Source organism: Microbacterium sp. YJN-G (genome assembly GCF_015040615.1).
Lineage (GTDB): Bacteria > Actinomycetota > Actinomycetes > Actinomycetales > Microbacteriaceae > Microbacterium.
This window is the reverse complement of the sequence record NZ_CP060402.1, coordinates 2,651,347-2,671,259: the sequence shown is the minus strand read 5'-3', so window position 1 is coordinate 2,671,259 and position 19,913 is coordinate 2,651,347. Positions and strand designations below refer to the sequence as shown.

At 70.8% G+C, this 19,913-nt stretch carries 17 protein-coding genes; 7 read left to right on the top strand and 10 right to left on the bottom strand.

Annotated features, from left to right (window positions below; genetic code table 11):
* Positions 1–194 precede the first annotated feature (194 nt).
* From H7694_RS12870 to H7694_RS12860, 3 genes are all read left to right on the top strand, one after another.
* A complete protein-coding gene (locus H7694_RS12870) occupies positions 195–1,079 on the top strand; it encodes an SDR family oxidoreductase (RefSeq protein WP_193599216.1) in 885 nt (294 codons plus the stop codon).
* A complete protein-coding gene (locus H7694_RS12865) occupies positions 1,076–1,387 on the top strand; it encodes a hypothetical protein (protein WP_193596873.1) in 312 nt (103 codons plus the stop codon). The genes H7694_RS12870 and H7694_RS12865 overlap by 4 nt, the downstream gene beginning before the upstream one ends.
* 175 nt (positions 1,388–1,562) lie before the next feature.
* Positions 1,563–2,603, top strand: coding sequence for an NAD(P)H-dependent flavin oxidoreductase (locus H7694_RS12860; protein WP_193596872.1), 1,041 nt, complete (start codon positions 1,563–1,565; stop codon positions 2,601–2,603).
* 84 nt (positions 2,604–2,687) lie between these two features.
* Here the strand turns inward: H7694_RS12860 and purU are convergent, their stop codons facing one another.
* The gene (purU, locus tag H7694_RS12855; RefSeq protein WP_193596871.1) at positions 2,688–3,551 is read right to left on the bottom strand and encodes a formyltetrahydrofolate deformylase; all 864 of its coding nucleotides are present in this window, start codon (positions 3,549–3,551) and stop codon (positions 2,688–2,690) included.
* A gap of 75 nt (positions 3,552–3,626) precedes the next feature.
* Here purU and H7694_RS12850 point away from each other — a divergent pair, with 75 nt between their 5' ends.
* Positions 3,627–4,085, top strand: coding sequence for a glutaminase (locus tag H7694_RS12850; RefSeq protein ID WP_193596870.1), 459 nt, complete (start codon positions 3,627–3,629; stop codon positions 4,083–4,085).
* 114 nt (positions 4,086–4,199) lie between these two features.
* Here H7694_RS12850 and H7694_RS12845 read toward each other — a convergent pair whose 3' ends face one another.
* Entirely contained in the window at positions 4,200–4,916 is a 717-nt protein-coding gene (locus tag H7694_RS12845; RefSeq protein ID WP_193596869.1) for a glutamine amidotransferase-related protein, read from the bottom strand.
* Positions 4,917–5,014: 98 nt separating this feature from the next.
* Between H7694_RS12845 and H7694_RS12840 the strand changes: the two genes are divergently transcribed.
* Positions 5,015–7,606: an ATP-dependent Clp protease ATP-binding subunit gene (locus tag H7694_RS12840; RefSeq protein WP_193596868.1), complete on the top strand. Its 2,592-nt coding sequence runs from the start codon at positions 5,015–5,017 to the stop codon at positions 7,604–7,606.
* 110 nt (positions 7,607–7,716) lie between these two features.
* Here the strand turns inward: H7694_RS12840 and H7694_RS12835 are convergent, their stop codons facing one another.
* Positions 7,717–8,415 carry a LysR substrate-binding domain-containing protein gene (locus H7694_RS12835; protein ID WP_227468105.1) on the bottom strand — a complete coding sequence of 233 codons (699 nt, stop codon included), beginning with the start codon at positions 8,413–8,415 and terminating at the stop codon, positions 7,717–7,719.
* A 143-nt stretch (positions 8,416–8,558) separates the two neighbouring features.
* A complete protein-coding gene (locus H7694_RS12830) occupies positions 8,559–9,236 on the bottom strand; it encodes a helix-turn-helix transcriptional regulator (RefSeq protein WP_193596866.1) in 678 nt (225 codons plus the stop codon).
* A gap of 88 nt (positions 9,237–9,324) precedes the next feature.
* On the opposite strand from H7694_RS12830, the gene H7694_RS12825 reads away from it, so the two are divergent.
* Positions 9,325–9,753, top strand: a complete 429-nt coding sequence (locus H7694_RS12825) for a hypothetical protein (RefSeq protein WP_193596865.1) — start codon at positions 9,325–9,327, stop codon at positions 9,751–9,753.
* Between the two features lie 310 nt (positions 9,754–10,063).
* Here H7694_RS12825 and H7694_RS12820 read toward each other — a convergent pair whose 3' ends face one another.
* The 4 genes from H7694_RS12820 to H7694_RS12805 all read right to left on the bottom strand — a co-directional run bounded on the left by H7694_RS12820 (position 10,064) and on the right by H7694_RS12805 (position 16,929).
* On the bottom strand, positions 10,064–10,471 hold the full coding sequence (locus H7694_RS12820) for a transferase (RefSeq protein WP_193596864.1): 408 nt from the start codon (positions 10,469–10,471) through the stop codon (positions 10,064–10,066).
* 98 nt (positions 10,472–10,569) lie between these two features.
* Positions 10,570–11,343 carry an Fpg/Nei family DNA glycosylase gene (locus tag H7694_RS12815; protein ID WP_193596863.1) on the bottom strand — a complete coding sequence of 258 codons (774 nt, stop codon included), beginning with the start codon at positions 11,341–11,343 and terminating at the stop codon, positions 10,570–10,572.
* Complete coding sequence (locus tag H7694_RS12810) at positions 11,336–12,154, bottom strand: EI24 domain-containing protein (protein ID WP_193596862.1); 819 nt, start codon at positions 12,152–12,154, stop codon at positions 11,336–11,338. Before H7694_RS12810 ends, H7694_RS12815 begins: the two co-directional genes overlap by 8 nt.
* 80 nt (positions 12,155–12,234) lie before the next feature.
* On the bottom strand, positions 12,235–16,929 hold the full coding sequence (locus H7694_RS12805; protein ID WP_193596861.1) for a DEAD/DEAH box helicase: 4,695 nt from the start codon (positions 16,927–16,929) through the stop codon (positions 12,235–12,237).
* A gap of 118 nt (positions 16,930–17,047) precedes the next feature.
* Between H7694_RS12805 and H7694_RS12800 the strand changes: the two genes are divergently transcribed.
* On the top strand, positions 17,048–17,662 hold the full coding sequence (locus tag H7694_RS12800) for a hypothetical protein (RefSeq protein ID WP_193596860.1): 615 nt from the start codon (positions 17,048–17,050) through the stop codon (positions 17,660–17,662).
* Positions 17,663–17,673: 11 nt separating this feature from the next.
* Here the strand turns inward: H7694_RS12800 and H7694_RS12795 are convergent, their stop codons facing one another.
* Both H7694_RS12795 and H7694_RS12790 read right to left on the bottom strand, forming a co-directional pair.
* Positions 17,674–17,856 carry a PspC domain-containing protein gene (locus tag H7694_RS12795; RefSeq protein ID WP_193596859.1) on the bottom strand — a complete coding sequence of 61 codons (183 nt, stop codon included), beginning with the start codon at positions 17,854–17,856 and terminating at the stop codon, positions 17,674–17,676.
* Between the two features lie 79 nt (positions 17,857–17,935).
* Positions 17,936–19,654 (bottom strand): ABC-F family ATP-binding cassette domain-containing protein, encoded by a 1,719-nt coding sequence (locus tag H7694_RS12790; protein WP_193596858.1) that lies wholly within the window; start codon positions 19,652–19,654, stop codon positions 17,936–17,938.
* Positions 19,655–19,913: the final 259 nt, after the last annotated feature.

The following is a 19,913-nucleotide window of genomic DNA, read 5'->3' as shown; positions in this document are numbered from 1 at the left end:
GGGTAGACCCGGCGGCTTCGGATGCCCACGGCGGTCTCGGCATCCATCTGCCGCCGTCCTCGCGCACGTGGCTTGTGCCCTGAGGGATGTCAAGCCCCTGGCCGGGAGGGCCGGCCCGGCTGAAGCTGTGCAGACCGGTTCCCCCACGTTCTGACATCAGTCGGACAGCCATGACATCTGAAGAGAGGGCGATGATGACCGACAGTGCCTCCGACCCCCGCCACGCACACCGCGAAGAGGAGTTCCCTGCGCAGCAGCAGGACCAGCCGGGGAAGACCGGTCTCACCACCCCCACGCCCGACCACGGTGAGGACTCGTACACCGGCCACGGCCGCCTCGAGGGGCGTCGCGCGCTCGTCACAGGCGGCGACTCCGGCATCGGCCGGGCCGTCGCCATCGCGTACGCCCGTGAGGGCGCCGACGTCGCGATCGTGCACATGCCGGAGGAGCAGAAGGATGCCGATTCGACCGTCCGGTACATCGAGGATGCCGGCCGCACCGGCATCAGCATCCCCGGCGACCTGCGCGACGAGGATTTCGCGACCGATGCCGTCCGCCGCGCACGCGAGGGACTCGGCGGCCTGGATGTGCTGGTGCTCAACGCCGCCTACCAGCACGACATCGACGGCTTCGGGTCGCTGAAGTCCGACGACATGCGGCGCGTGTTCGAGACGAACCTGTACGGCACGCTATTCACCGCCCGTGCCGCGTATCCGGATCTCGAGGCGGGCGCCAGCATCATCGTCACCGCGTCGATCCAGGCGTACAACCCCTCGCCGGGGCTCATCGACTACGCCATGACGAAGGCCGCACAGGTCGCGTTCGTCAAGGCGCTCGCCGAGGAGGCGGGCAAGCGCGGCATCCGCGTGAACGCCGTCGCCCCCGGTCCGATCTGGACGCCGTTGATCCCGGCGACCGGGTGGGATGCCGAGCGCGTGCGCACCTTCGGATCAGACACCCCGCTGGGTCGCGCCGGGCAGCCGGCCGAACTCGCCGGTGCCTACGTGTACCTCGCGGCGGAGGAATCGTCGTACACCTCGGGCAGCGTTCTCGCTGTGACGGGAGGTAAGGCGCTGTGAGCAATGCACTGTCAGACCCTCCGAGTTTCCCGGCACAGAACAGCCAGTGGGAGCTCACGGCGATCGGCCGCGACAGCTGGCGCGTGTGCGACCTGGCCCGCCGTCAGGCCGATGCCGACTGCCTGATCGCATACGTCGAGCGCAACATCACCGGCTCGCTGGATGTGCTGTGGCTGCGCCGGCCGTGCCCGAGACGCACACGGTTCCACGACTTCGACGAGCTGCTGCGGGCTCTCGACCTGGCCATCGCCACGGCATCCGACCGCTCGTCGCCGCCGTCGCCGATTCCGCATTTCCCGCCGCGCTGAGCGGCGCCCCCGATCCTCCCGCCGCGCCCCCGCCGTCCACCTCCCCTTCCCGACGGCGTGGGCGGGCGGGAGTTCTCTGCTGGAGCTTGCGTGCACGGGATGCGCGGGCGCTGGGCTCGTGTAACAGGAGGTCGCACGGACCCACCGGGCGTGCGGCGGGCGTAGCGTCGTAGGCATGAGTGACCTCCGCGACCTGCTCGGCATCCGGCATCCGATCGTCCTCGCCCCGTTCGGCGGGCTGTCGTCGGTGGAGCTCACGGCGGCCGTCTGCGAGGCCGGCGGACTCGGGTCGTACGGGCTGTACGGCTACGACGGGGCCCGCATCCGCACCACCGCCGCGGCGCTGCGCGAGGCGACCTCCGCGCCTTTCGCCTTGAACATTTGGCTGCCCACGGGCGACGAGGTCGAGCCCGGCGGGGAGCATGACGAGTACGCGGCCGCCCTGGACGCGTACTTCACCGAGGTCGGCATCGAGCGCCCCGCACGGCCCGAGCGCTACCTGCCCTCGCTCGACGAGCAGCTCGAGGCGATCTGGCAGGCGGCACCTGCGGCGCTCAGCGTCGTGTTCGGGGTGCCCTCGCGCGAGATCGTCGACGAGGCGCATCGCCGCGGCATCGGGGTGATCGGCACGGCCACGACAGTCGCCGAGGCCCGGGCGCTCGAGGCGGGCGGCGTCGACGCGATCGTCGCCACCGGCGCCGAGGCCGCCGGCCACCGCGTCTCGTTCCTGCGCGCCGCGGAGGAATCGCTCGTCGGTCTGGTCTCGCTGGTGCCGCAGGTGGCGGATGCCGTGGACGTGCCGGTCATCGCCGCGGGCGGCATCGCCGACCGGCGCGGGGTGGCAGCCGCGTTCGCGCTGGGGGCATCGGGGGTGCAGGTCGGCACCGCGTTCCTCGCGACGCGCGAGTCGGCCGCCAACGATGCGCACCGGGCCGCCATCCGCTCCACTGCGGCGGACGAGAGCGTGCTCACCCGGGCGATGAGCGGACGGCTGTCGCGCGGGGCGCGCAACCGGGTCGTGACCGAGATCGAGGCATCCGGAGCGATCGCGCCGTTCCCCGCGCAGAACTGGCTGACCGGCCGCTTCCGCGCGGTGGCCGGACAGCGCGGCCTCGGCGAGCTGCAGTCGCTCTGGCTGGGCCAGTCCGCCCCGCTGGCGACCCGGACCACCGCATCCGAGGTCTTCACCGAGCTGCGCGCCGGCATCCCCGCCTGAGCGCCCCACCCCTCCCGTCTATTTGTCACCAAGTGTCGTTATCGGCGCCGGATTTCTGCACTTCGTGACATATAGACGGGGGAATCAGAGGATGACGGTCGAGCGGCCGTGCACGATGACGCGGTCCTCGGCGTGCCACTTCACGGCGCGGGCGAGCACGTAGCGCTCGACATCGGCGCCGCGGCGCTGCAGCTCGGCGGCCGACTCGGCGTGCGTGACGCGCGTGACATCCTGCTCGATGATCGGACCCTCGTCGAGGTCGGCCGTCGCGTAGTGCGCGGTCGCTCCGATCAGCTTCACGCCGCGATCCTTTGCCCGCGCATAGGGGTTCGCGCCGATGAAGGCGGGCAGGAACGAGTGGTGGATGTTGATCACCGGCGCACCGAGGCGCTCGATGAAGTCGTCGCTGAGGATCTGCATGTACCGGGCGAGCACGACCAGGTCGACGTTGCCCTGCAGCAGTTCGAGCTGGCGCTGCTCCATCTCGGACTTGGCATCCGCGCCCTCACCGCGCGGGATGTGCACGAACGGCACACCGAACGAGCGCACCGACTCGGCGAGGTCGGGGTGGTTCGAGACGACCATGGTCACGTCGATGTCGAGCTCGCCCCGCTGGGTGCGCCACAGCAGCTCCATCAGGCAGTGGTCGTACTTCGAGACGAAGATCGCGACGCGCTTGCGCTTGGAGGTGTCGTGCAGCGACCACTCCATGCCGAAGCGGTCGGCGACCTCGCCGATCGACGCCTCGAGTGCGGGCCGCTTCGCCGTGAGCCCCTCGAGGTGGATGACGGTGCGCTGGAAGAAGCGGCCGCCCTCCTCATCGGTGGAGTGCTGGTCGAGCGAGATGATGTTGGCCCCGTGCGACGCCAGCACTCCGGCGACGGCCGCGACGATGCCGGGCTGGTCGTCGCAGGCGATGAGAAGGCGTGCGGTGTCGGTCTGAGGCATGGGCGCTCCTGATACGGGGTGTCTGTCGATTCTGCCCGCATCGGCCCGGCCGCGGCGAATCGTTACCCTGGTGGGATGGGCCCCACCGCCGCGCTGCTGGACGACGCACGCCGCCGCCTGTCCGGCACGCCGCGGGAGGGACTCGGGATGCTGCGCCGCTCGCGGTGGCGCGCCGATCGCATCGTACGGGCGGGGGAGGCGTGGCACCTGGGCGTGCTGCTGCTCACCGATGACGGGGTGCTCGCCACCGGTGAGATCCTGCGTGCCGCCGAGGAGGTGCGCCGCGGCTACACCGCCGAATCGGCCAGGGCGCGCGCCGAACGCCGCGCGCAGGCGCGACGCGGAGGCTTCGGCGAGGGTGAGGTCGTGCACCTCGGCTGGCAGGTGCTCGATCCGGATGCCGTCGATTCCGGCGCAGCATCCGGCCCTCTCGCACTGATCGACGGCGTGCCGGGCGTGCGCTGGTCGCCCGGCGGGGCGCTCGTGCCGCTGGCGGGGTATCTCGACGAGCGCATCGCGCTCCTGCGCTCCTGACAGCTGCTTCCTGGGTCCCTGAGGCTCTCGAAGGGCCCCAGACATCCGGATGCTGGGTGCTTCGAGAGCCTCAGCATCCCAGTTGGCGGGCCTCAGTACCCCAGCCCCCGGCGCTCAGGCGCCCAGCAGCCCGGGGAATCCCGAGAGCAGCGCGTCGCCGTCGACGGAGGCCGACAGCACGGTCTGCTCGGTGTGCGCGTACTCGCGCGGATCGAAATAGCCGGATGCCCGGTACACGGCCATGCGGTCGGCGAAGTCCTGCGGAGACGCCTCGGGGTGGAACTGCACCGCGTACAGCCGGTCGCCGGCGCGGTACGCCTGTACCGGGCACTCCTCCCGGGTCGCCAGCAGCACGGCGCCGGGCGGCGTGGCCGCGGCGGACTCCTTATGCGCGGTGAACACCGACAGCGACGGTGCGAGCGGGCCGAACAGCGGATCGGCCGCACCGGCGTCGGTGAGCTGGATGCGCGCCGCCTGCACGCGCTCGGGGTGCGCGAGCGTCACCTCGCCGCCCAGCATCCGGGTCACCACGCCGATGCCGTAGCAGGTGAACAGCGCGGTCGCCGCACCGTCGAGGGCCCGGGATGCGATGCGCTCGAGGTCGTGTTCCACGGCGAGCTGAGCTTCGCTCTTGTCAGCCTCGGTGACGTTGAAGGGCGAGCCGCCGATGACGAACCCGTCGTACTGCTGCCACTCCACCGTCTCGAGCGAGGCGTGCAGCAGGTCGACGCGATCGAGGCTGTCGACGCCCAGGCCGCGCCGGAACGAGCGGTGCTCGGCATCCGCCGCACTCCGCTCGGGGCGGACGCACACGTACAGCACCGAGGACATGCGGTGATTCTATTCGTCCGTTTCACCGGGCCCGGGAATAGTCGTCATGGTGTGACGTTGAAGTTGATAGCAACACGCTCAACTTTGAGAGGAAACACATGCCCAACGACTTCAACGAGGCGGGTTCGGGCTCGTTCGACGAGTTCCTGGCCCGTTACCTCGCAGGTGAACAGGCCCGGCAGGCACGCTCGATCGACCTCAGCCGGTTCCTCACCGCGCGCACCCAGCAGATCCTGCAGCGTGCCGGTCGTTTCGCGCTCGAACGCGGTCAGACCGAGCTCGACGCCCTGCACGTTCTGCGCATGATCGTCGACGACGAGGCCGTCTCGCAGGCGATCCGTCAGATCGGCGTCGACCCGAAGACGATCATCGAGGCCGTCGACGCGCGCCTGCCGATGCCCGGCAGTGCATCCGGCCAGGGCGCGGCCACCATCACGCCCAGTGCGAGTCGCGCGCTGTTCCACTCGTACCAGGTCGCCCGCTCGTCGGGCGCGACCTACATCGAGCCCGAGCACCTGTTCTTCGCTCTCGTGCTCGGTCAGGACGTGCCCGCCGGGCAGATCCTCGCCCGTGCCGGCGTGACCGCCGAAGCGCTCACCCAGAGCCTGCGCGAGCCGGTCTCCACCGGCGTCGACACGGCCTCGGAGTCGGGGCAGGATGCCGCGCAGACGGCATCCGAGACGCCGATGCTCGACCAGTACGGCCTCGACCTCACCGCGCGCGCCCGCGCCGGCGAGCTCGACCCGGTCATCGGCCGGGCCGACGAGATCGAGCAGACCATCGAGATCCTCAGCCGCCGCACCAAGAACAACCCGGTGCTCATCGGCGAGGCCGGCGTCGGCAAGACCGCGATCGTCGAGGGCCTGGCCCGCGCGATCGTCGACGGCGCTGTGCCCGCGCAGTTGAAGGACCGCCGCGTCGTCGCGCTCGACCTGCCCGGGATGCTCTCGGGCACCCGCTACCGCGGTGACTTCGAGGAGCGACTGACCAAGACGATGGACGAGATCGCAGCTCACAAGGGCGAGATCATCGTGTTCGTCGACGAGCTGCACACCGTCGTCGGTGCGGGCGGCTCCGGCGAGGGCGGCAGCATGGACGCCGGCAACATCCTCAAACCGCGCCTGGCGCGCGGTGAGCTGCACCTCGTCGGCGCTACGACCCTCAGCGAGTACCGTCGCATCGAGAAGGACCCGGCGCTGGAGCGCCGCTTCCAGCCGGTGAAGGTCGGCGAGCCCTCGATCGAGGATGCCGTGCGCATTCTGGAGGGGCTGAAGCCCGCCTACGAGGAGCACCACGCCATCAGCTACACCGATGACGCGCTCCGCGCCGCCGTCGAGCTCAGCGCCCGCTACCTTCCCGACCGGGTGCTGCCCGACAAGGCGATCGACCTGATCGACCAGGCCGGTGCCCGGCTGCGGCTGCGACTCGGTGTCGTCCCCGACGTGACGAAGCTGATGGCCGAGCTGGCCGAACTGGAGTCGCGCAAGAACGCGGCCGTCGGAGCGGAGCACTACGAGGAGGCCTCGCGCATCCGCGATGAGATCGCCGATGTGCAGCGCCGCATCGACGAGGCGCAGGCGACGCCTGCGGCATCCGCCTCTGCCGCTGTGCCTGTGGCCGACGTCGCCGACGTGCCTGTGGCAGTCGTAGACGAGGCGCAGATTGCGGCCGTGATCTCGCGCGCCACCGGCATCCCCGCCAGCCGTCTCACCGAGACCGAGCGCGAGCGTCTGCACGAGCTCGAGGCCGACCTGCACGCCCGGGTGATCGGGCAGGACGACGCGGTGGCCGCGGTCGCGCGCTCCGTGCGCCGCAGCCGCACCGGCATGGGCGACGCGCGTCGCCCGGTCGGATCGTTCCTGTTCCTCGGCCCGACCGGTGTCGGCAAGACCGAGCTGGCCAAGGCCCTCGCCGACCGACTCTTCGACGATGAGAACGCCGTGATCCGCTTCGACATGAGTGAGTTCGGCGAGCGGCACACCGTGTCGCGCCTGGTCGGAGCCCCTCCGGGATACGTCGGCTACGACGAGGCCGGGCAGCTCACCGAGCGCGTGCGGCGCAACCCGTACTCGATCGTGCTGTTCGATGAGATCGAGAAGGCGCACCCCGACGTGTTCAACCTGCTGCTGCAGGTGCTCGACGACGGTCGCCTGACCGACGGCCAGGGTCGCACGGTCGACTTCCGCAACACAGTGATCGTGATGACCTCGAACATCGGCTCGGAGTTCCTGGCGTCCCGCTCGGGCGCGCTCGGGTTCGTCGCCTCGCAGGATGGGTCGGCCAATGGGTTCGCCTCGGCCGACGACCTGCGGGCGCGGGTGATGGGCAAGCTGCGCGAGGCCATGCGGCCGGAGTTCCTGAACCGCATCGACGAGATCGTGCTGTTCCAGAAGCTCACGCGTGACGAGCTGGGTCGCATCGTGTGGCTCATGCTGCAGGCGACGTCCCAGCGGCTGGCCGGCCGCGAGGTGTCGATCGAGGTCACGGATGCCGCAATCGAGTGGCTCGGCGAACACGGCTACGAGCCCGAGTACGGTGCCCGCCCGCTGCGCCGGCTGATCCAGCGCGAGGTCGACGACCGCGTCGCCGACCTGCTCGTCTCGGGTGAGCTGACCGACGGCGGACAGGTGATGGTGGATGCCGTGGACGGCGCCCTGCGGGTCGAGGCCGCCCTGCCCGCCATCCCCTGACCCTTTTCCGCCGAGACACTCACCTGCCGTCGACACCCCCAGCTGCGGATCCCCGCAGCTGGGGGTGTCGACGCGAAATGGGGGTCTCGGCGAGGGGTTTGAGTGCCGCGTCAGCGGGAGGAGTTCGCGGTGCGGCCGCGGACGATGCCCACGAACGTCTCGATGTCGGGGGTCGTCGCGTCGCGACGCCACGCCAGCACGACGGGGGAGGTGCGTCCGCCCAGCAGCGGACGGTAGTCGGCATCCTTGCGGTGGTGCAGTCGCGCGAGCGACATCGGCACCACGACGATCCCGGCCCCGGATGCCGCGGTCGCAATGGCGTCCTCGGTCGTCGCGATCGTCGGGAAGTTCGGTGCGACGGTCGGCAGACCGAGCGGGCCGAGCACGTCGTCGCCGGGCGTGATGAGCACCTGCCCGGCGAGGTCGTCGGGGGTCAGCCTGTCGGTCGCCATCAGGAACGAGTCGGTGGATGCCACGACCACCGGGATCTCGTCGTAGAGCGGGATGACATGCAGGTCGTCGGTGCGCTCGAGCGGCTGCCGCACAAGCGCGAGGTCGAGCTCCTCCAGCTGCTCGCGCTGATCGGCGAAGCTCACCGGGATCAGCTCGAGGGTGACGTGCGGCATCCGCTGGTGCCAGCTGTCGATCCACCGGCCCGGTGTGGTGCCGGCGATCAGGCCGAGCCGCAACGTGCGCGGCTCTTCCGGCGCGGGTCCGGGCGTGGGCTGCGGGCGGCGGGTCGCGGCGCCGCGGGGCTGCCGGCCGCCGGCATCCTTCTTCCCGGGCTTCACCGGCTTCGCAGACCTCACCGTCTTCGCAGACCTCGAGGCCTGCTTGCGGGGGCGGCCGGGACGACCTCTCGATGCGGGCACCTGCACAGCGTACCCGGCGATGCTGCGGCATCCGCTTCTCTCGCCGGCCGTGCGACGGGGGCGACGAGTGCGGTCCGTCGTCAGGCGGGGCGGACGGCCACGCAGCACTGCCCCTCGTGCGGCTCGGCGCAGGCGTGCAGCTCGCTGCATCCGAGGCCCTCCAGGATGCCGCCGACCAGCGCGAGATTGGCGGAGCAGACCAGTGCGGTGTGGTCTCGGGCCAGCGAGTCGAAGGGGCAGTTGGCGAGCGTGAGCGCGACGTCGTCGCCCTGCGGCTCGTACCCCTGGGTGGCCAGGACGGCGGATGCCCGTTGCAGGCCGCCCTCGGCATCCGCGGTCCCGGCCGCTTCGGCGGCGATCCGCAGGCCTTCCTCCCGGGCGACGATCGCGACGGATTCCGCGAGGTCGGCGCCCTCCGCCGCACGCTCGATCGCCCCGGCGAGCACGTGCCCGACGAGGTCGTAACGGCGCTCGGGCAGCGACACCGAGATCGTTCCGGATGCCCGGCGGTAGAGCTTGGACGGGCGCCCCGCACCGGGGCCGGTCCGTCCGCTCAGCCGGCGGAACTCGGTCTCGAGGAGCCCCGCCTCGACGAGCTTGTCGAGGTGGAAGCGGGCCATGTGGGACGGGATGCCGACCGCGCTCGCCGCGGCCTCGCGACTGACCGGCTCCGGCTGCGCGGAGATGTGGTCGTAGAGCGCCCTGCGGGTGTCGTCCGCCAGGGTGCCGATGCTCGATGCGCGACTGGTGATGTCCATGATGACCTCTAAAAGAAGTTGATCTTGCGCTTAGAAGCGGAGGCTTCTATTTTTGATAATAACTTCTTTTAGAAAGGATGGCTCGGAGATGAGCGTTCGGAGTGAGGCCCGTCCCGCGGTGACGCGAGACGGCGACCGGATTGCATTCATGCTGCTGCGCACGGTCTTCACCGTGGCGCCGATCCTGTTCGGGCTCGACAAGTTCGTCAGGGTCCTGACGTCGGACTGGGAGCGCTATCTGGCGCCCTGGATGGACGACATCATCCCCGGTGACGCCACCACCGCGATGGCGATCGTCGGTGTCGTGGAGATCGCCGCCGGCGTGCTGGTCGCGTTCCTGCCCCGGCTGGGCGGCCTCGTCGTCGCCGCGTGGCTCGCGGGCATCATCGTGAGCCTGGTCAGCGTGGGCGGCTACCTCGACATCGCGCTGCGCGACTTCGGCCTGCTCGTCGGTGCGCTCGCCCTGTCGTTCCTGGCCGCCGGCCGCGGTTACGGCTGGCTGCGGCGTCGCGGCTGACGGGATGAACTGACGGGTCGGCCCGGCAGCCGGCCTGACGAGACAGCCCATGGATGCCTGCCGCCGGCGCAGTCGCCGGGGGAGGCACCCATGGGTGGGGTCGTGGTGCTTCTGGGAGACACCAGTGGGGCATGTCTCAGAAATGGTGGGTGTCGGGCGGTCGCACCCGCAGTTTCTGGGACACACCAGTGGGGCATGTCTCAGAAATGGTGGGTGTCGGGCTGTCGCACCCGCATCTTCTGGGACATCGGATGGCTGCGGCTCGGCGCGTCACGGCCAGCACCCCATTCAGGTGCCGGCCGGGCAGCACTCAGGCGGCGAGCCAGAGACCCTTCTGGTCGGTGGCGATCCGCAGGCCGGCGGCGACGGTCTCGTCGTCGCCGATGCGTGCGCCGCGTGCGATTCGGGCTCCGGCACCGATCTCGGTGCGGACACCGATGTGCGCGCCCTCGCCGATCGCGGCACCCTGGCCGATGTGCGCGTGCGCGTCGATGTACGCGTTCTCGCCGACCACGGCATCCGAGTCCACCCATGCGCCACGGGCGACCTTCGCACCCGCGCCGATGCGCGCCCCGGGTTCGACATAGGCCCCTGCCTCGATGAGCGCCTTGGGGTGCACCTTCGCGCCGTGCGCGACGAGCCCACGGCCGTTCGCGTGCTTGCGGTACCGCAGCGTCGCGCCCTGGTCGTCCTCGATGTCGATGTAGTTCTTACCCACATTTCCTCCCGTCCGGAGACTTCCGGATATAGCTACAACCACCAGAAGTGGAAATTCATTCCCCATCTGGGATGGCGTTGTGCACGGTGGAGATGTGTTCAGTGCTGGCAGTTCGGACACCAGAAGGTGATGCGCTCGCTGGTGGGCGAGGCGCCCAGCTCGTCACGGCGGATGAGCATGCCGCATCGGCGGCAGGGCCGGCCGGCCCGGCCGTACACCCAGTCGGTCATGCCGCGGCGCGCGTCGCCGGTGAAGGTGCGGTCGACCCGGTCACGATTGGCCTGGATCGTGCGGGCGCCGAGGTCGATCAGGGCTGCGGTGTCGACCTCGGATACCGGCGTCTCGGGCAGGATGCCGCGCAGGAACAGCAGCTCAGCCGCGTATTCGTTGCCGAAACCGGCGACATTGCGCTGGTCGAGCAGCGCGACGTGGATGCTGCGGGCGTCGGCCGCCACCCGGCGCGTGGCCTCGGCGGCATCCCAGTGCTCGGAGAGCGGGTCAGGGCCGAGATGGCCGACGAGCTCGCTCTCGTCGCGCGTGGGGACGACCTTCACCTCGGCGATGTCGACGCCGACGGCCTCTCGCGTCGCGGTGCCGACGATCGCGCGCACCTTGAACGCGCGATGCCGCCACTTCTCACCGGGGCGGTAGAGGCGCCACATGCCGTCCATGCGCAGATGGGAATGAAGGGTGAACGCGCCGATGCGCATGAGCAGATGCTTGCCCCTGGGCACGACGTCGTGGATGATCTGGCCGGTGAGATCGACCGTTGCGACGCGAGGGACGCGCAGGTCGAAGCGCGTCACGGTCTGGTCGCGAAGTGCCTCGTCGAGACGCCGCGCGACCTGGAAGACGGTGTCGCCCTCAGTCACGCGGGGGCTCCGGTGGGGCGGGCGGAGGTGGCGTGCGGCGGGCGGGCTCCGACGCGGCTGTCGTCCGAGGTGCGGCAAGGGGCGGATGGTCGAGCAGATCGCGCGCCAGCAGAGTCGCACCCGCTACCGCCGTGGGCATGATGAAGACGGCACCGAGCGGCACCATGAAGCACAGCTGCGTCGCGACGCCGAAGCCGAGCAGCCGGGTGCGGCGCGCGCCGAGCATGCGCGAGCGGACCGAGCCGGGAATGTCGCGGGCGTTCAAGGCGCGGCCGGTGAGCTCGCGGGCGAGGAGGCGACCGGTGAGCAGCACGCTGACCACCGCGGCGAGCGGAGCACCGACGACAGGGATGAACCCGAGCGCGAGGGCGAGCAGGGCGACCAGCGCGCCAAGAGAGATCAGGCGGATGCTCTCTCCGACGGCGACCCGCAGACCCCCGTCGCTCTCGGGCACCGCACCCCCCAGGTCGTTCTCGACGGCGCGCCAGATGCGCTGATAGAACGGGTCGCCGATCAGCAGCGTGAGCGCGGTGAAGGTCACGGTGGCGAGCACGATCACGCCGATGGCGATCACCACCGACATGGCGGCGCGCAGCGCGGTGGCCCAGAACGGATCCCAGCCGTCGGCGAACGGGGTCATCCAGGTCGTGATCGCGCCCAGCGAGAACAGCAGCGGGATGATCACCGCGGCGAGCAGTGCGAGTGCGATCAGCCCCGGAAGCAGCCCGAGCATCATGAGCCCGGGGCGCCGCCGCCAGTATCCGAACCCGCGCCCGAGAAAGCGGATGCCGGTGAGGAACTCGCTGACCATGATCAGAAGTCAACCAGACGGGGCCGACGCGCGGATGCGAAGCGCGCGGTCCGTGCCGCTTGCGGTCGATCGCAGCCCATTCACACCGCCTTGCGCAGCGCGTAGCCACGCGGGGTGGCGACGAAGCCGGCCTCCTGCAGAGCGAGCGCGAACGGGGTGCCGTAGATGCCCTCGCCGTTGATCTTCTCGACGGTGAGCGTCTCGAGCCGCCGGGCACGCGACGTGGCGACGAGATCGGATGCGGCCGCACGCAGCACGTCGGGATCGTCGTCGAAGGCCAGCACCGTGCGACCGCCGCGCTCCAGGTAGAGCACGAGTGCGCCGTCGACGAGCACCACCAGCCCGCCCGCCTTGCGGCCCGGCCGGTGCGACACCTCGTCGAGGCGCGGCCAGGGCAGGGCAGCGCCGTACGGATTGGCGGGGTCGGTGGCGGCGAGCGTCACGGCCTTGCGCGGTGGCGGGTCGGCGAGGCCGGAGAAGGTGCGCAGGCGGTCGACGGTGGTGGATGCTGCGAACTGCGCGGCACCCAGCTTCTCGATCACGTATCCGCGGCGGCAGTGGCCGGCCTCTTCGAACCCGGCCAGCACGCGGTACGCCTGGGCGAAACCGCCCGGAACCCCCTCGGCCTGCACAGCGCCGCGGGTGACCACCCCGTACCGGTCGAGCAGCAGCCCGGCGGTGACGGTCGCGCGCCGCGCGGCATCCGGATCCGTCTCGGGCAGCACCGCCCAGCGGCCCCCGAAACTTCCCGTCGACGGGCGTGCGGTGGGCCGGGTGAGGGAGACACCGCGATAGGTGCGCGTGCGCGGTGCGCGCCGCGTCGTCTTGTGCGCCTGGGATCCGCCCGCGATCAGCGCCCGCACCGGCGCGAAGGTGTCGTTGGTGACATGGCCCTGCCAGGTGAGACTCCACAGCGCGTCGAGCACGGACTGCTCGTTCTCGGCATCCGTCATCGCGCGCAGAGCGCCCGCGAACGAGGCGCCGCTGAGTCGCAGCACATCGAGCACCTGCTCTTCCAGCGACCCTGCGGCCGGCGGCTCCTCTGGCACCGGCAGCGTGAACGGGGCGAGGTCGGCCGGATGCAGCGACACCCAGCCGTCCCTTCCCGGCAGCGCTCCGTGTCCCGCCCACACGACTTCGCCCGACGCGGTGAGCTCGTCGAGCAGCGCCGGGGTGTAGTCGCGCACGCGGCTCGGGAGCACGAGCGACTCCCAGGCGCTGGCCGGGATCGGCACGCCCGCGAACTGCTCGATCACCGCGAGCACGCCGTCGATGCCCTCGAGCGGTCGGGTGAGGTGCTGCCAGTCGGGCAGGAATCGTGCGTAGGCGTGCGGGCTGACCGGTTCGACGCTGCCGCGGATAGCCGCGAGCGAGCGCATCCGCAGGCGCCGCAGCACCTCGGCATCGCACCATTCCTTCGCCCCGCCCGGGTCGGCGTCGTCGGCAGGAAGGAAGAAGCCGCTGGTCAGACGACCCGCCGACTCGAGCCGCTGCAGCGTGTGCCGGGCGACCGCCGCACCGATCCCGAATCGGGCGGCGACGGATGCGGTGGTGAACGGACCGTGCGTGCGTGCGTGGCGCGACACGAGGTCGCCGAGCGGATCGGCGACAGGCTCGAGGAACGCGACCGGGATGCCGGTGGGCAGCGCCACGCCCAGGGCGTCGCGCAGTCGCCCGGCATCCTCGATCGCCGCGAAGCGGGGCTGCCCGGCGACCGTGACCGGAATGGCCCGGCGAGCGGTGACGAGCTCGGCGAGCATAGCAGCGGCCTGTTCGGGCGTCGCCGAGACGGACGAAGGCGTCTCGTCGCGCTCCGCTCGCTCGGGGGCCGGACGCTCGGGGGCCGGGTGCTCAGGCGCCGGATGCTCAGGGGCCGAAGCAGCAGCGGCGACGGGCTCCAGCCGGAGTGCCACCTCATCGGCATCCAGCGGGCCCAGCAGCCGCAGCAGGTCGGCCACGCCTTCGATTCCGCGTGCCCGCCGCTGCGGGTCGAGGCGCTGCGCCTCGCGCTCGAACTGGGCGATGACATCCGGATCGAGCAGCTCACGCATCTCGACCGTGCCTAGCAGCTCACCCAGCAGCGCCGGGTCGACCGAGAGGGCGGCGGCGCGCCGCTCGGCGAGCGGGGAGTCGCCCTCGTACATGAACGCGCCGACGTACCCGAACAGCAGGTCGCGTGCGTAGGGCGAAGGCTGTGCGGGTTCGGTCTCGACCAGCCGGATGCGCCGCTCGGCGACGTCGGTGATGAGCCGCCGCAGCGAGGGCAGATCGTAGACGTCCTGCAGCACCTCGCGCAGCGTCTCGAGGATCACCGGGAAGGTCGGATGCCGCCTGGCCACCTCGAGCAGCTGCGCCGACCGCTGCCGCTGCTGCCACAACGGCGTGCGCTTGTTCGGGTTCATGCGGGGCATGAGCAGTGCGCGGGCCGCGCACTCGCGGAACCGCGAGGCGAACAGCGCCGACCCGCCGACCTCGGCGGTGACGATCTGCTCCAGCTCATCGGCGTCGAAGACGAACAGCTCCGCACCGGGCGGCTCGGCATCGGCATCCGGGATGCGCACGAGGATGCCGTCGTCGCTCGCCACAGCCGAACCCTCGACGCCCAGCCGCTCGCGCACCCGGGCGTTGATCGCCAGCGCCCACGGTGCGTGCACCTTCATGCCGTACGGGGAATGCAGGATCACGCGCCAGTCGCCGACCTCGTCGTGACCGCGCTCGACGGTCAGCGTGCGATCGGTGGGCAGGGTGCCGGTCGCCTCGCGCTGCTCGGTCAGGTAGCCGATCAGGTTGTCGCGGGCGCGCTCGTCGAGGCCGGCGTCGATCAGCCGCTGCTGGGCCTTCGCGGGCGCGGCCGTCGACACCTCGCGTGAGAAGCGCCCGAGTGCCTCACCCAGCTCGAAGGGGCGCCCGATGCCGTCACCGTGCCAGAACGGCACCTTGCCCGGCTGCCCGTACGCGGGGATCACGTTCACGCGATCGTGGGTGATCTCGGCGATGCGCCAGCTGGTGGTGCCGAGTGTGAACACATCGCCCACGCGCGACTCGTAGACCATCTCCTCGTCAAGCTCTCCGACCCGCGCGCCGGTCGTCTCTCCGGCGACGAACACTCCGAACAGGCCGCGATCAGGGATCGTCCCGCCGCTGGTCACCGCGATGCGCTGCGCACCAGGGCGGCCGGTCAGCGTTCCGGCATCCCGATCCCAGACCACGCGCGGACGCAGCTCGGCGAACTCGTCGGACGGATACTTGCCGGCCAGCAGGTCGAGGGTCGCTTCGTACGCCGAACGCGGCAGAGTCTGGAACGGTGCGCTGCGCCGCACGGTCTCGAACCACTCCTCGACGGAGATCGGATCGAGAGCGCAGGCGGCGACGGTCTGCTGGGCGAGGATGTCGAGCGGGTTGCGCGGCACCGCGATCGCCTCGATCTGCCCCGCCAGCATCCGCTCGGTGACGATCGCGGTGTGCAGCACGTCGCCGCGATGCTTGGGGAACAGCGAGGCCCGGCTGACCTCGCCGACCTGGTGGCCGGCGCGGCCGACGCGCTGCAGACCGGATGCCGCCGACGGCGGCGCCTCGACCTGGATCACCAGGTCGACGGCGCCCATGTCGATGCCGAGTTCGAGGCTGCTGGTCGCAACGACGCAGCGCAGCATCCCGGATTTCAGCTCCTCCTCGACGAGCGCGCGCTGCTCCTTCGACACCGAGCCGTGGTGTGCCTTCGCGAGCACGGGCTCGGCGCCCGCGGTGGACCCGGCCTGCGCCATCATCGCGGCGGGCGGTGCGGCGCCCTCCGGCACAGGCATCCCTATGCGCTCCGAGTAGATCTCGTTGAGTCTGCCGGTGAGCCGCTCGGCCAGGCGCCGGGAGTTGGCGAACACGATCGTCGAGCGGTTCTCGAGCACCTTGTCGACGATCGCCTCTTCGACATGAGGCCACACCGAACCCGTGACCTCCGTGTATTCGGCGGGTTCGTCGTTCGCCGTCGCAGCGCCCGGTGGCGGGGGAGGGTTGCGCATGTCGTCGATGGGCACGACCACACCCAGCTCGAAGGTCTTCACCGCACGCGGAGCGACGATCTCGACGGGGGCAGAGCCGCCCAGGAACCGGGCGACCTCGTCGATCGGGCGGACCGTGGCCGACAGGCCGATGCGCTGCGCGGGCTGCTCGGCACCGCGCGCCTTCCGCAGCGCGTCGAGGCGCTCCAGGCTGACGGCGAGGTGGGCGCCGCGCTTGGTCGCGGCGACCGCGTGCACCTCGTCGATGATCACCGTGTGCACGCCGCGCAGCGTCTCGCCTGCCCGGCTGGTGAGCATGAGGTAGAGCGACTCGGGCGTCGTGATGAGGATGTCGGGCGGATCGCTGACCAGCTTGCGCCGGTCACTCGAGGTCGTGTCGCCCGAGCGCACGCCGACCGTGACCTCGGGCACCGGCACGCCCAGCCGGCGTGCGGACTGGCCGATGCCGATCAGCGGGGAGCGCAGGTTGCGCTCGACGTCGACGCCCAGCGCCTTCAGCGGTGAGATGTAGAGGATGCGGGTGCGCGGCGCGCCCTTCTCAGCATCCGGATCCGCCGTCGCGCGTTCACGGAACACGCTGTCGATCGCCCAGAGGAATGCGGAGAGCGTCTTGCCCGACCCGGTGGGCGCGACGACGAGCGCGTTGCGGCCGGCGGAGATCGCCTCCCACGCGCCGGTCTGCGCCGGGGTGGGTGCGTCGAACGCCCCGCGGAACCAGTCCTGCGTCGCGGGCGTGAAGCGGTCGAGCACATCGCTCATCCTCCTATCTTCACCCGCCCCTCCGACATCCGCTCCGCAGCTGCGGATCCTGCCTGCATTTCTGCGAGGAAGCGCCGGATGCGGGGGTCCGACCATCGCGTGCCGATAGCGTGAAACCATGGATGACGCGGAGTTCACCCGCCTGTACGGAGAATGGATGCCGCGCACGCCGGCCGACGTCCGCGACTTCTTCGAGGGCTATCCGGGCGCCTGGTGGATCGCCGGCGGCTGGGCGCTCGAGGCCTTCACCGGTGTCGAGCGCCATCACGAGGACATCGATCCCGGCATCCTGCGCGCCGATCTGCCCCTGTTGCGCAGGCACGCGCAGGGCCGCCTCGATCTGTGGGCCGCGTTCTCGGGAGCGCTGAAGCCGGTGGCATCCGATGACCCCGGCGACCTGCCGGACGGATGCGGTCAGCTCTGGTCGCGGCGCAGCGCGTCCGACGCGTGGCAGTACGACATCCTGCTCGGCCCGGGAACGCCGGATGAGTGGCGCTACCGGCGGGACCCGAGCATCCGGATGCCGATGGCGCAAGCGCTGTGGGAACGCGACGGCATCCGGTACCTGCAACCGCAGATTCAGCTGCTGTACAAGGCGAAGGGGCTGCGCGCGAAGGATCAGGCCGACTTCGACGCGACGCTGCCGTTCCTCGACGAGCAGCGCAGGGCCTGGCTGGCGGAGGCGCTGGAGCGCACCCTGCCCGGGCATCTGTGGAGCGCGCGGCTGGCCTGAATCAGCGCGTGTCAGTCCTCGTTCGGGACGAGGATCCAGAGCAGCACGTAGGCCCAGATCGACAGGCCGGCGAACAGGACGGCGAGCACCGTGATGACGCGCACCGTGGTCGGACGGATATCGAACCGGCGGGCGATGCCCGCGCAGACGCCGGCGATCACGCGGTCCCGGGTGGGGCGGATGAGAGCGTTCATGCTCCCATCCTGCCCCGCCCGGGTGGGAGGGAAAACCCCGGGATGCTCGGGCGTTGGGCGGGCTCGTGGACCCAGCGCGTCACACTTCGGTCAGCGCGCCATCGGCATCCAGCTCCAGCGTCAGATCCAGCCCGAGCCGCGCGAGGAACGCATCGTCGTGGCTGACGATCAGGATCGCCCCGCGGTAGGCGCGCAGCGCCTCGACGAGCTGGTCGACCGTGTCCAGGTCGAGGTTGTTCGTCGGCTCGTCGAGCACCACCAGGTGCGGCGCCGGATCGGCGAGCAGCAGCTTCGCCAGGGCGACGCGGAACCGTTCACCGCCCGAGAGCAGGCCCACCGGGCGGTCCATGGTGCCGCCGCGGATCAGGAACCGGGCGAGCCGGTTGCGCAGCTCCTTGTCGGGCACGTGCGGCGCCGCGGCGGCGATGTTCTGCACCACCGAGGCCCGGTCGTCGAGCCCGTCGATCCGCTGCGAGAGGTACCCGATCCGGTCGGTGTACGACTCGGCGTGCAGGTTCGGGTTCATCGGAGGTGCGGATGCCTGGGCATCCGCACTCTCCGCGCGGGAATGTGCGCTTGCCGCGGAAGGATTCCCCGAATCTGTCCGCGCGAAGCGCACTTCTCCGCGCGAAGCGTCGATCTCGCTCGCACCGGACGCGACCAGCCGCCGCAGCAGCGTCGTCTTGCCGACGCCGTTGCGTCCGATCAGCGCGACCCGCTCCGGCCCCTGGACGATCCACGACCGGGAGCCGTCGCCGAGGGTGGCGATGCGGCGCGAGGCCGACACCCCGGGGTCGGGCAGCACGATCTTCATCAGGTCGTCGTCGCGCACACGGCGTCCGGCCTCGTCCAGAGCCGCCCGTGCGGCTGACTCGTTGGCCTGCTTCTCCCCGCGCAGCTTGCCCGCCGACACCTGCGCGGCCATCTTGCGCCCGTTCGCGATGATCTTCGGCACCCGCTTCTCTTCGAACGCCTTCCGTCCCATCTGCGCCCGCGTCGCGAGCTTCGTGTCGGCCTCGATCCGCTGCCGCTTCTCCTTCCGGTAGGCCTGCGCGGCGTCGCGCTCGGACTGGCGCGCGGCATCCTGCTCGGCATCCAGCCACGCCCGCCACTCGGAGTACGGGCCCCCGAACACCGTGAGTTCGCTGCCGTACAGTTCGGCGGTGTCGTCCATCAGCTCGAGCAGCGACACGTCATGGCTGACCACGATCAGCGTCCCCTTCCAGGTACGCACCATCTCCGCAAGCCGACCGCGCGCCTCGCGGTCGAGGTTGTTGGTCGGCTCGTCGAGCAGGGTGATCGGGGCGCGGCGCAGCCGGATGCCGGCGATCGCCACCAGCACCGCCTCGCCGCCGGAGAGCTCGCCGACGGTGCGGTCGAGGAACGATGGATCGAGCCCCGCCTCGGTCAGTGACACCTCGGCTCGCGCCTCGATGTCCCAGTCGTCGCCGATTGCATCGAAGTGTGCGGGGTCGACGTCACCGGCCGTGATCGCACGCACCGCGTCGAGTGCGCCGGCGATGCCCAGCAGGTCGGCGACGCGGCGGCCGGTGTCGAGCGTCAGCCGCTGCGGCAGATAGGCGATGTCGCCGGTCGTGGTGATATGACCCGAGGTCGGATGCAGTTCGCCGGCGATCAGGCGCAGCAGCGTCGACTTTCCCGAGCCGTTGCGCCCGACGAGGCCCGTCCGACCGGAGCCGAACGACCCGGACAACGCGGTCAGCGCGACGGTTCCGTCGGCCCAGGTGAAGGTGAGGCGGTCGAGGGTGACCGCGGTGTGAACGGAGATGGATGACATGAGCGACTCCCGGAGTGTGCGGGTGCGCGGATGCCGACGGTGAGCCCTCGGACAGGTCGCATCGCGTCGCGGAGGACGCGGAGGTCGCGGAAGACCATGAGGTCGCGGAGGACCATGAGCCGGGAAGGCTGGTTCCTGCGGGTCGGAAGGATCGTCGGATCAGCGCGTGGATGATTACGCGGAGAGGCGACGATTCAGATCAAGGGACTTCCAGACACGGCGGACAGGACTCGACGACTGTACCGGCGCATCCCTGCAT

What these genes read in the sequence shown, in the direction of transcription:
- H7694_RS12870 (WP_193599216.1), top strand. Translation starts at nt 195, where the DNA reads ATGACCGACAGTGCCTCCGACCCCCGCCACGCACACCGCGAAGAGGAG.
- H7694_RS12860 (WP_193596872.1), top strand. Translation starts at nt 1,563, where the DNA reads ATGAGTGACCTCCGCGACCTGCTCGGCATCCGGCATCCGATCGTCCTC.
- purU (WP_193596871.1), bottom strand. Translation starts at nt 3,551, where the DNA reads ATGCCTCAGACCGACACCGCACGCCTTCTCATCGCCTGCGACGACCAG.
- H7694_RS12850 (WP_193596870.1), top strand. Translation starts at nt 3,627, where the DNA reads ATGGGCCCCACCGCCGCGCTGCTGGACGACGCACGCCGCCGCCTGTCC.
- H7694_RS12845 (WP_193596869.1), bottom strand. Translation starts at nt 4,916, where the DNA reads ATGTCCTCGGTGCTGTACGTGTGCGTCCGCCCCGAGCGGAGTGCGGCG.
- H7694_RS12840 (WP_193596868.1), top strand. Translation starts at nt 5,015, where the DNA reads ATGCCCAACGACTTCAACGAGGCGGGTTCGGGCTCGTTCGACGAGTTC.
- H7694_RS12830 (WP_193596866.1), bottom strand. Translation starts at nt 9,236, where the DNA reads ATGGACATCACCAGTCGCGCATCGAGCATCGGCACCCTGGCGGACGAC.
- H7694_RS12825 (WP_193596865.1), top strand. Translation starts at nt 9,325, where the DNA reads ATGAGCGTTCGGAGTGAGGCCCGTCCCGCGGTGACGCGAGACGGCGAC.
- H7694_RS12810 (WP_193596862.1), bottom strand. Translation starts at nt 12,154, where the DNA reads ATGGTCAGCGAGTTCCTCACCGGCATCCGCTTTCTCGGGCGCGGGTTC.
- H7694_RS12805 (WP_193596861.1), bottom strand. Translation starts at nt 16,929, where the DNA reads ATGAGCGATGTGCTCGACCGCTTCACGCCCGCGACGCAGGACTGGTTC.
- H7694_RS12800 (WP_193596860.1), top strand. Translation starts at nt 17,048, where the DNA reads ATGGATGACGCGGAGTTCACCCGCCTGTACGGAGAATGGATGCCGCGC.
- H7694_RS12795 (WP_193596859.1), bottom strand. Translation starts at nt 17,856, where the DNA reads ATGAACGCTCTCATCCGCCCCACCCGGGACCGCGTGATCGCCGGCGTC.
- H7694_RS12790 (WP_193596858.1), bottom strand. Translation starts at nt 19,654, where the DNA reads ATGTCATCCATCTCCGTTCACACCGCGGTCACCCTCGACCGCCTCACC.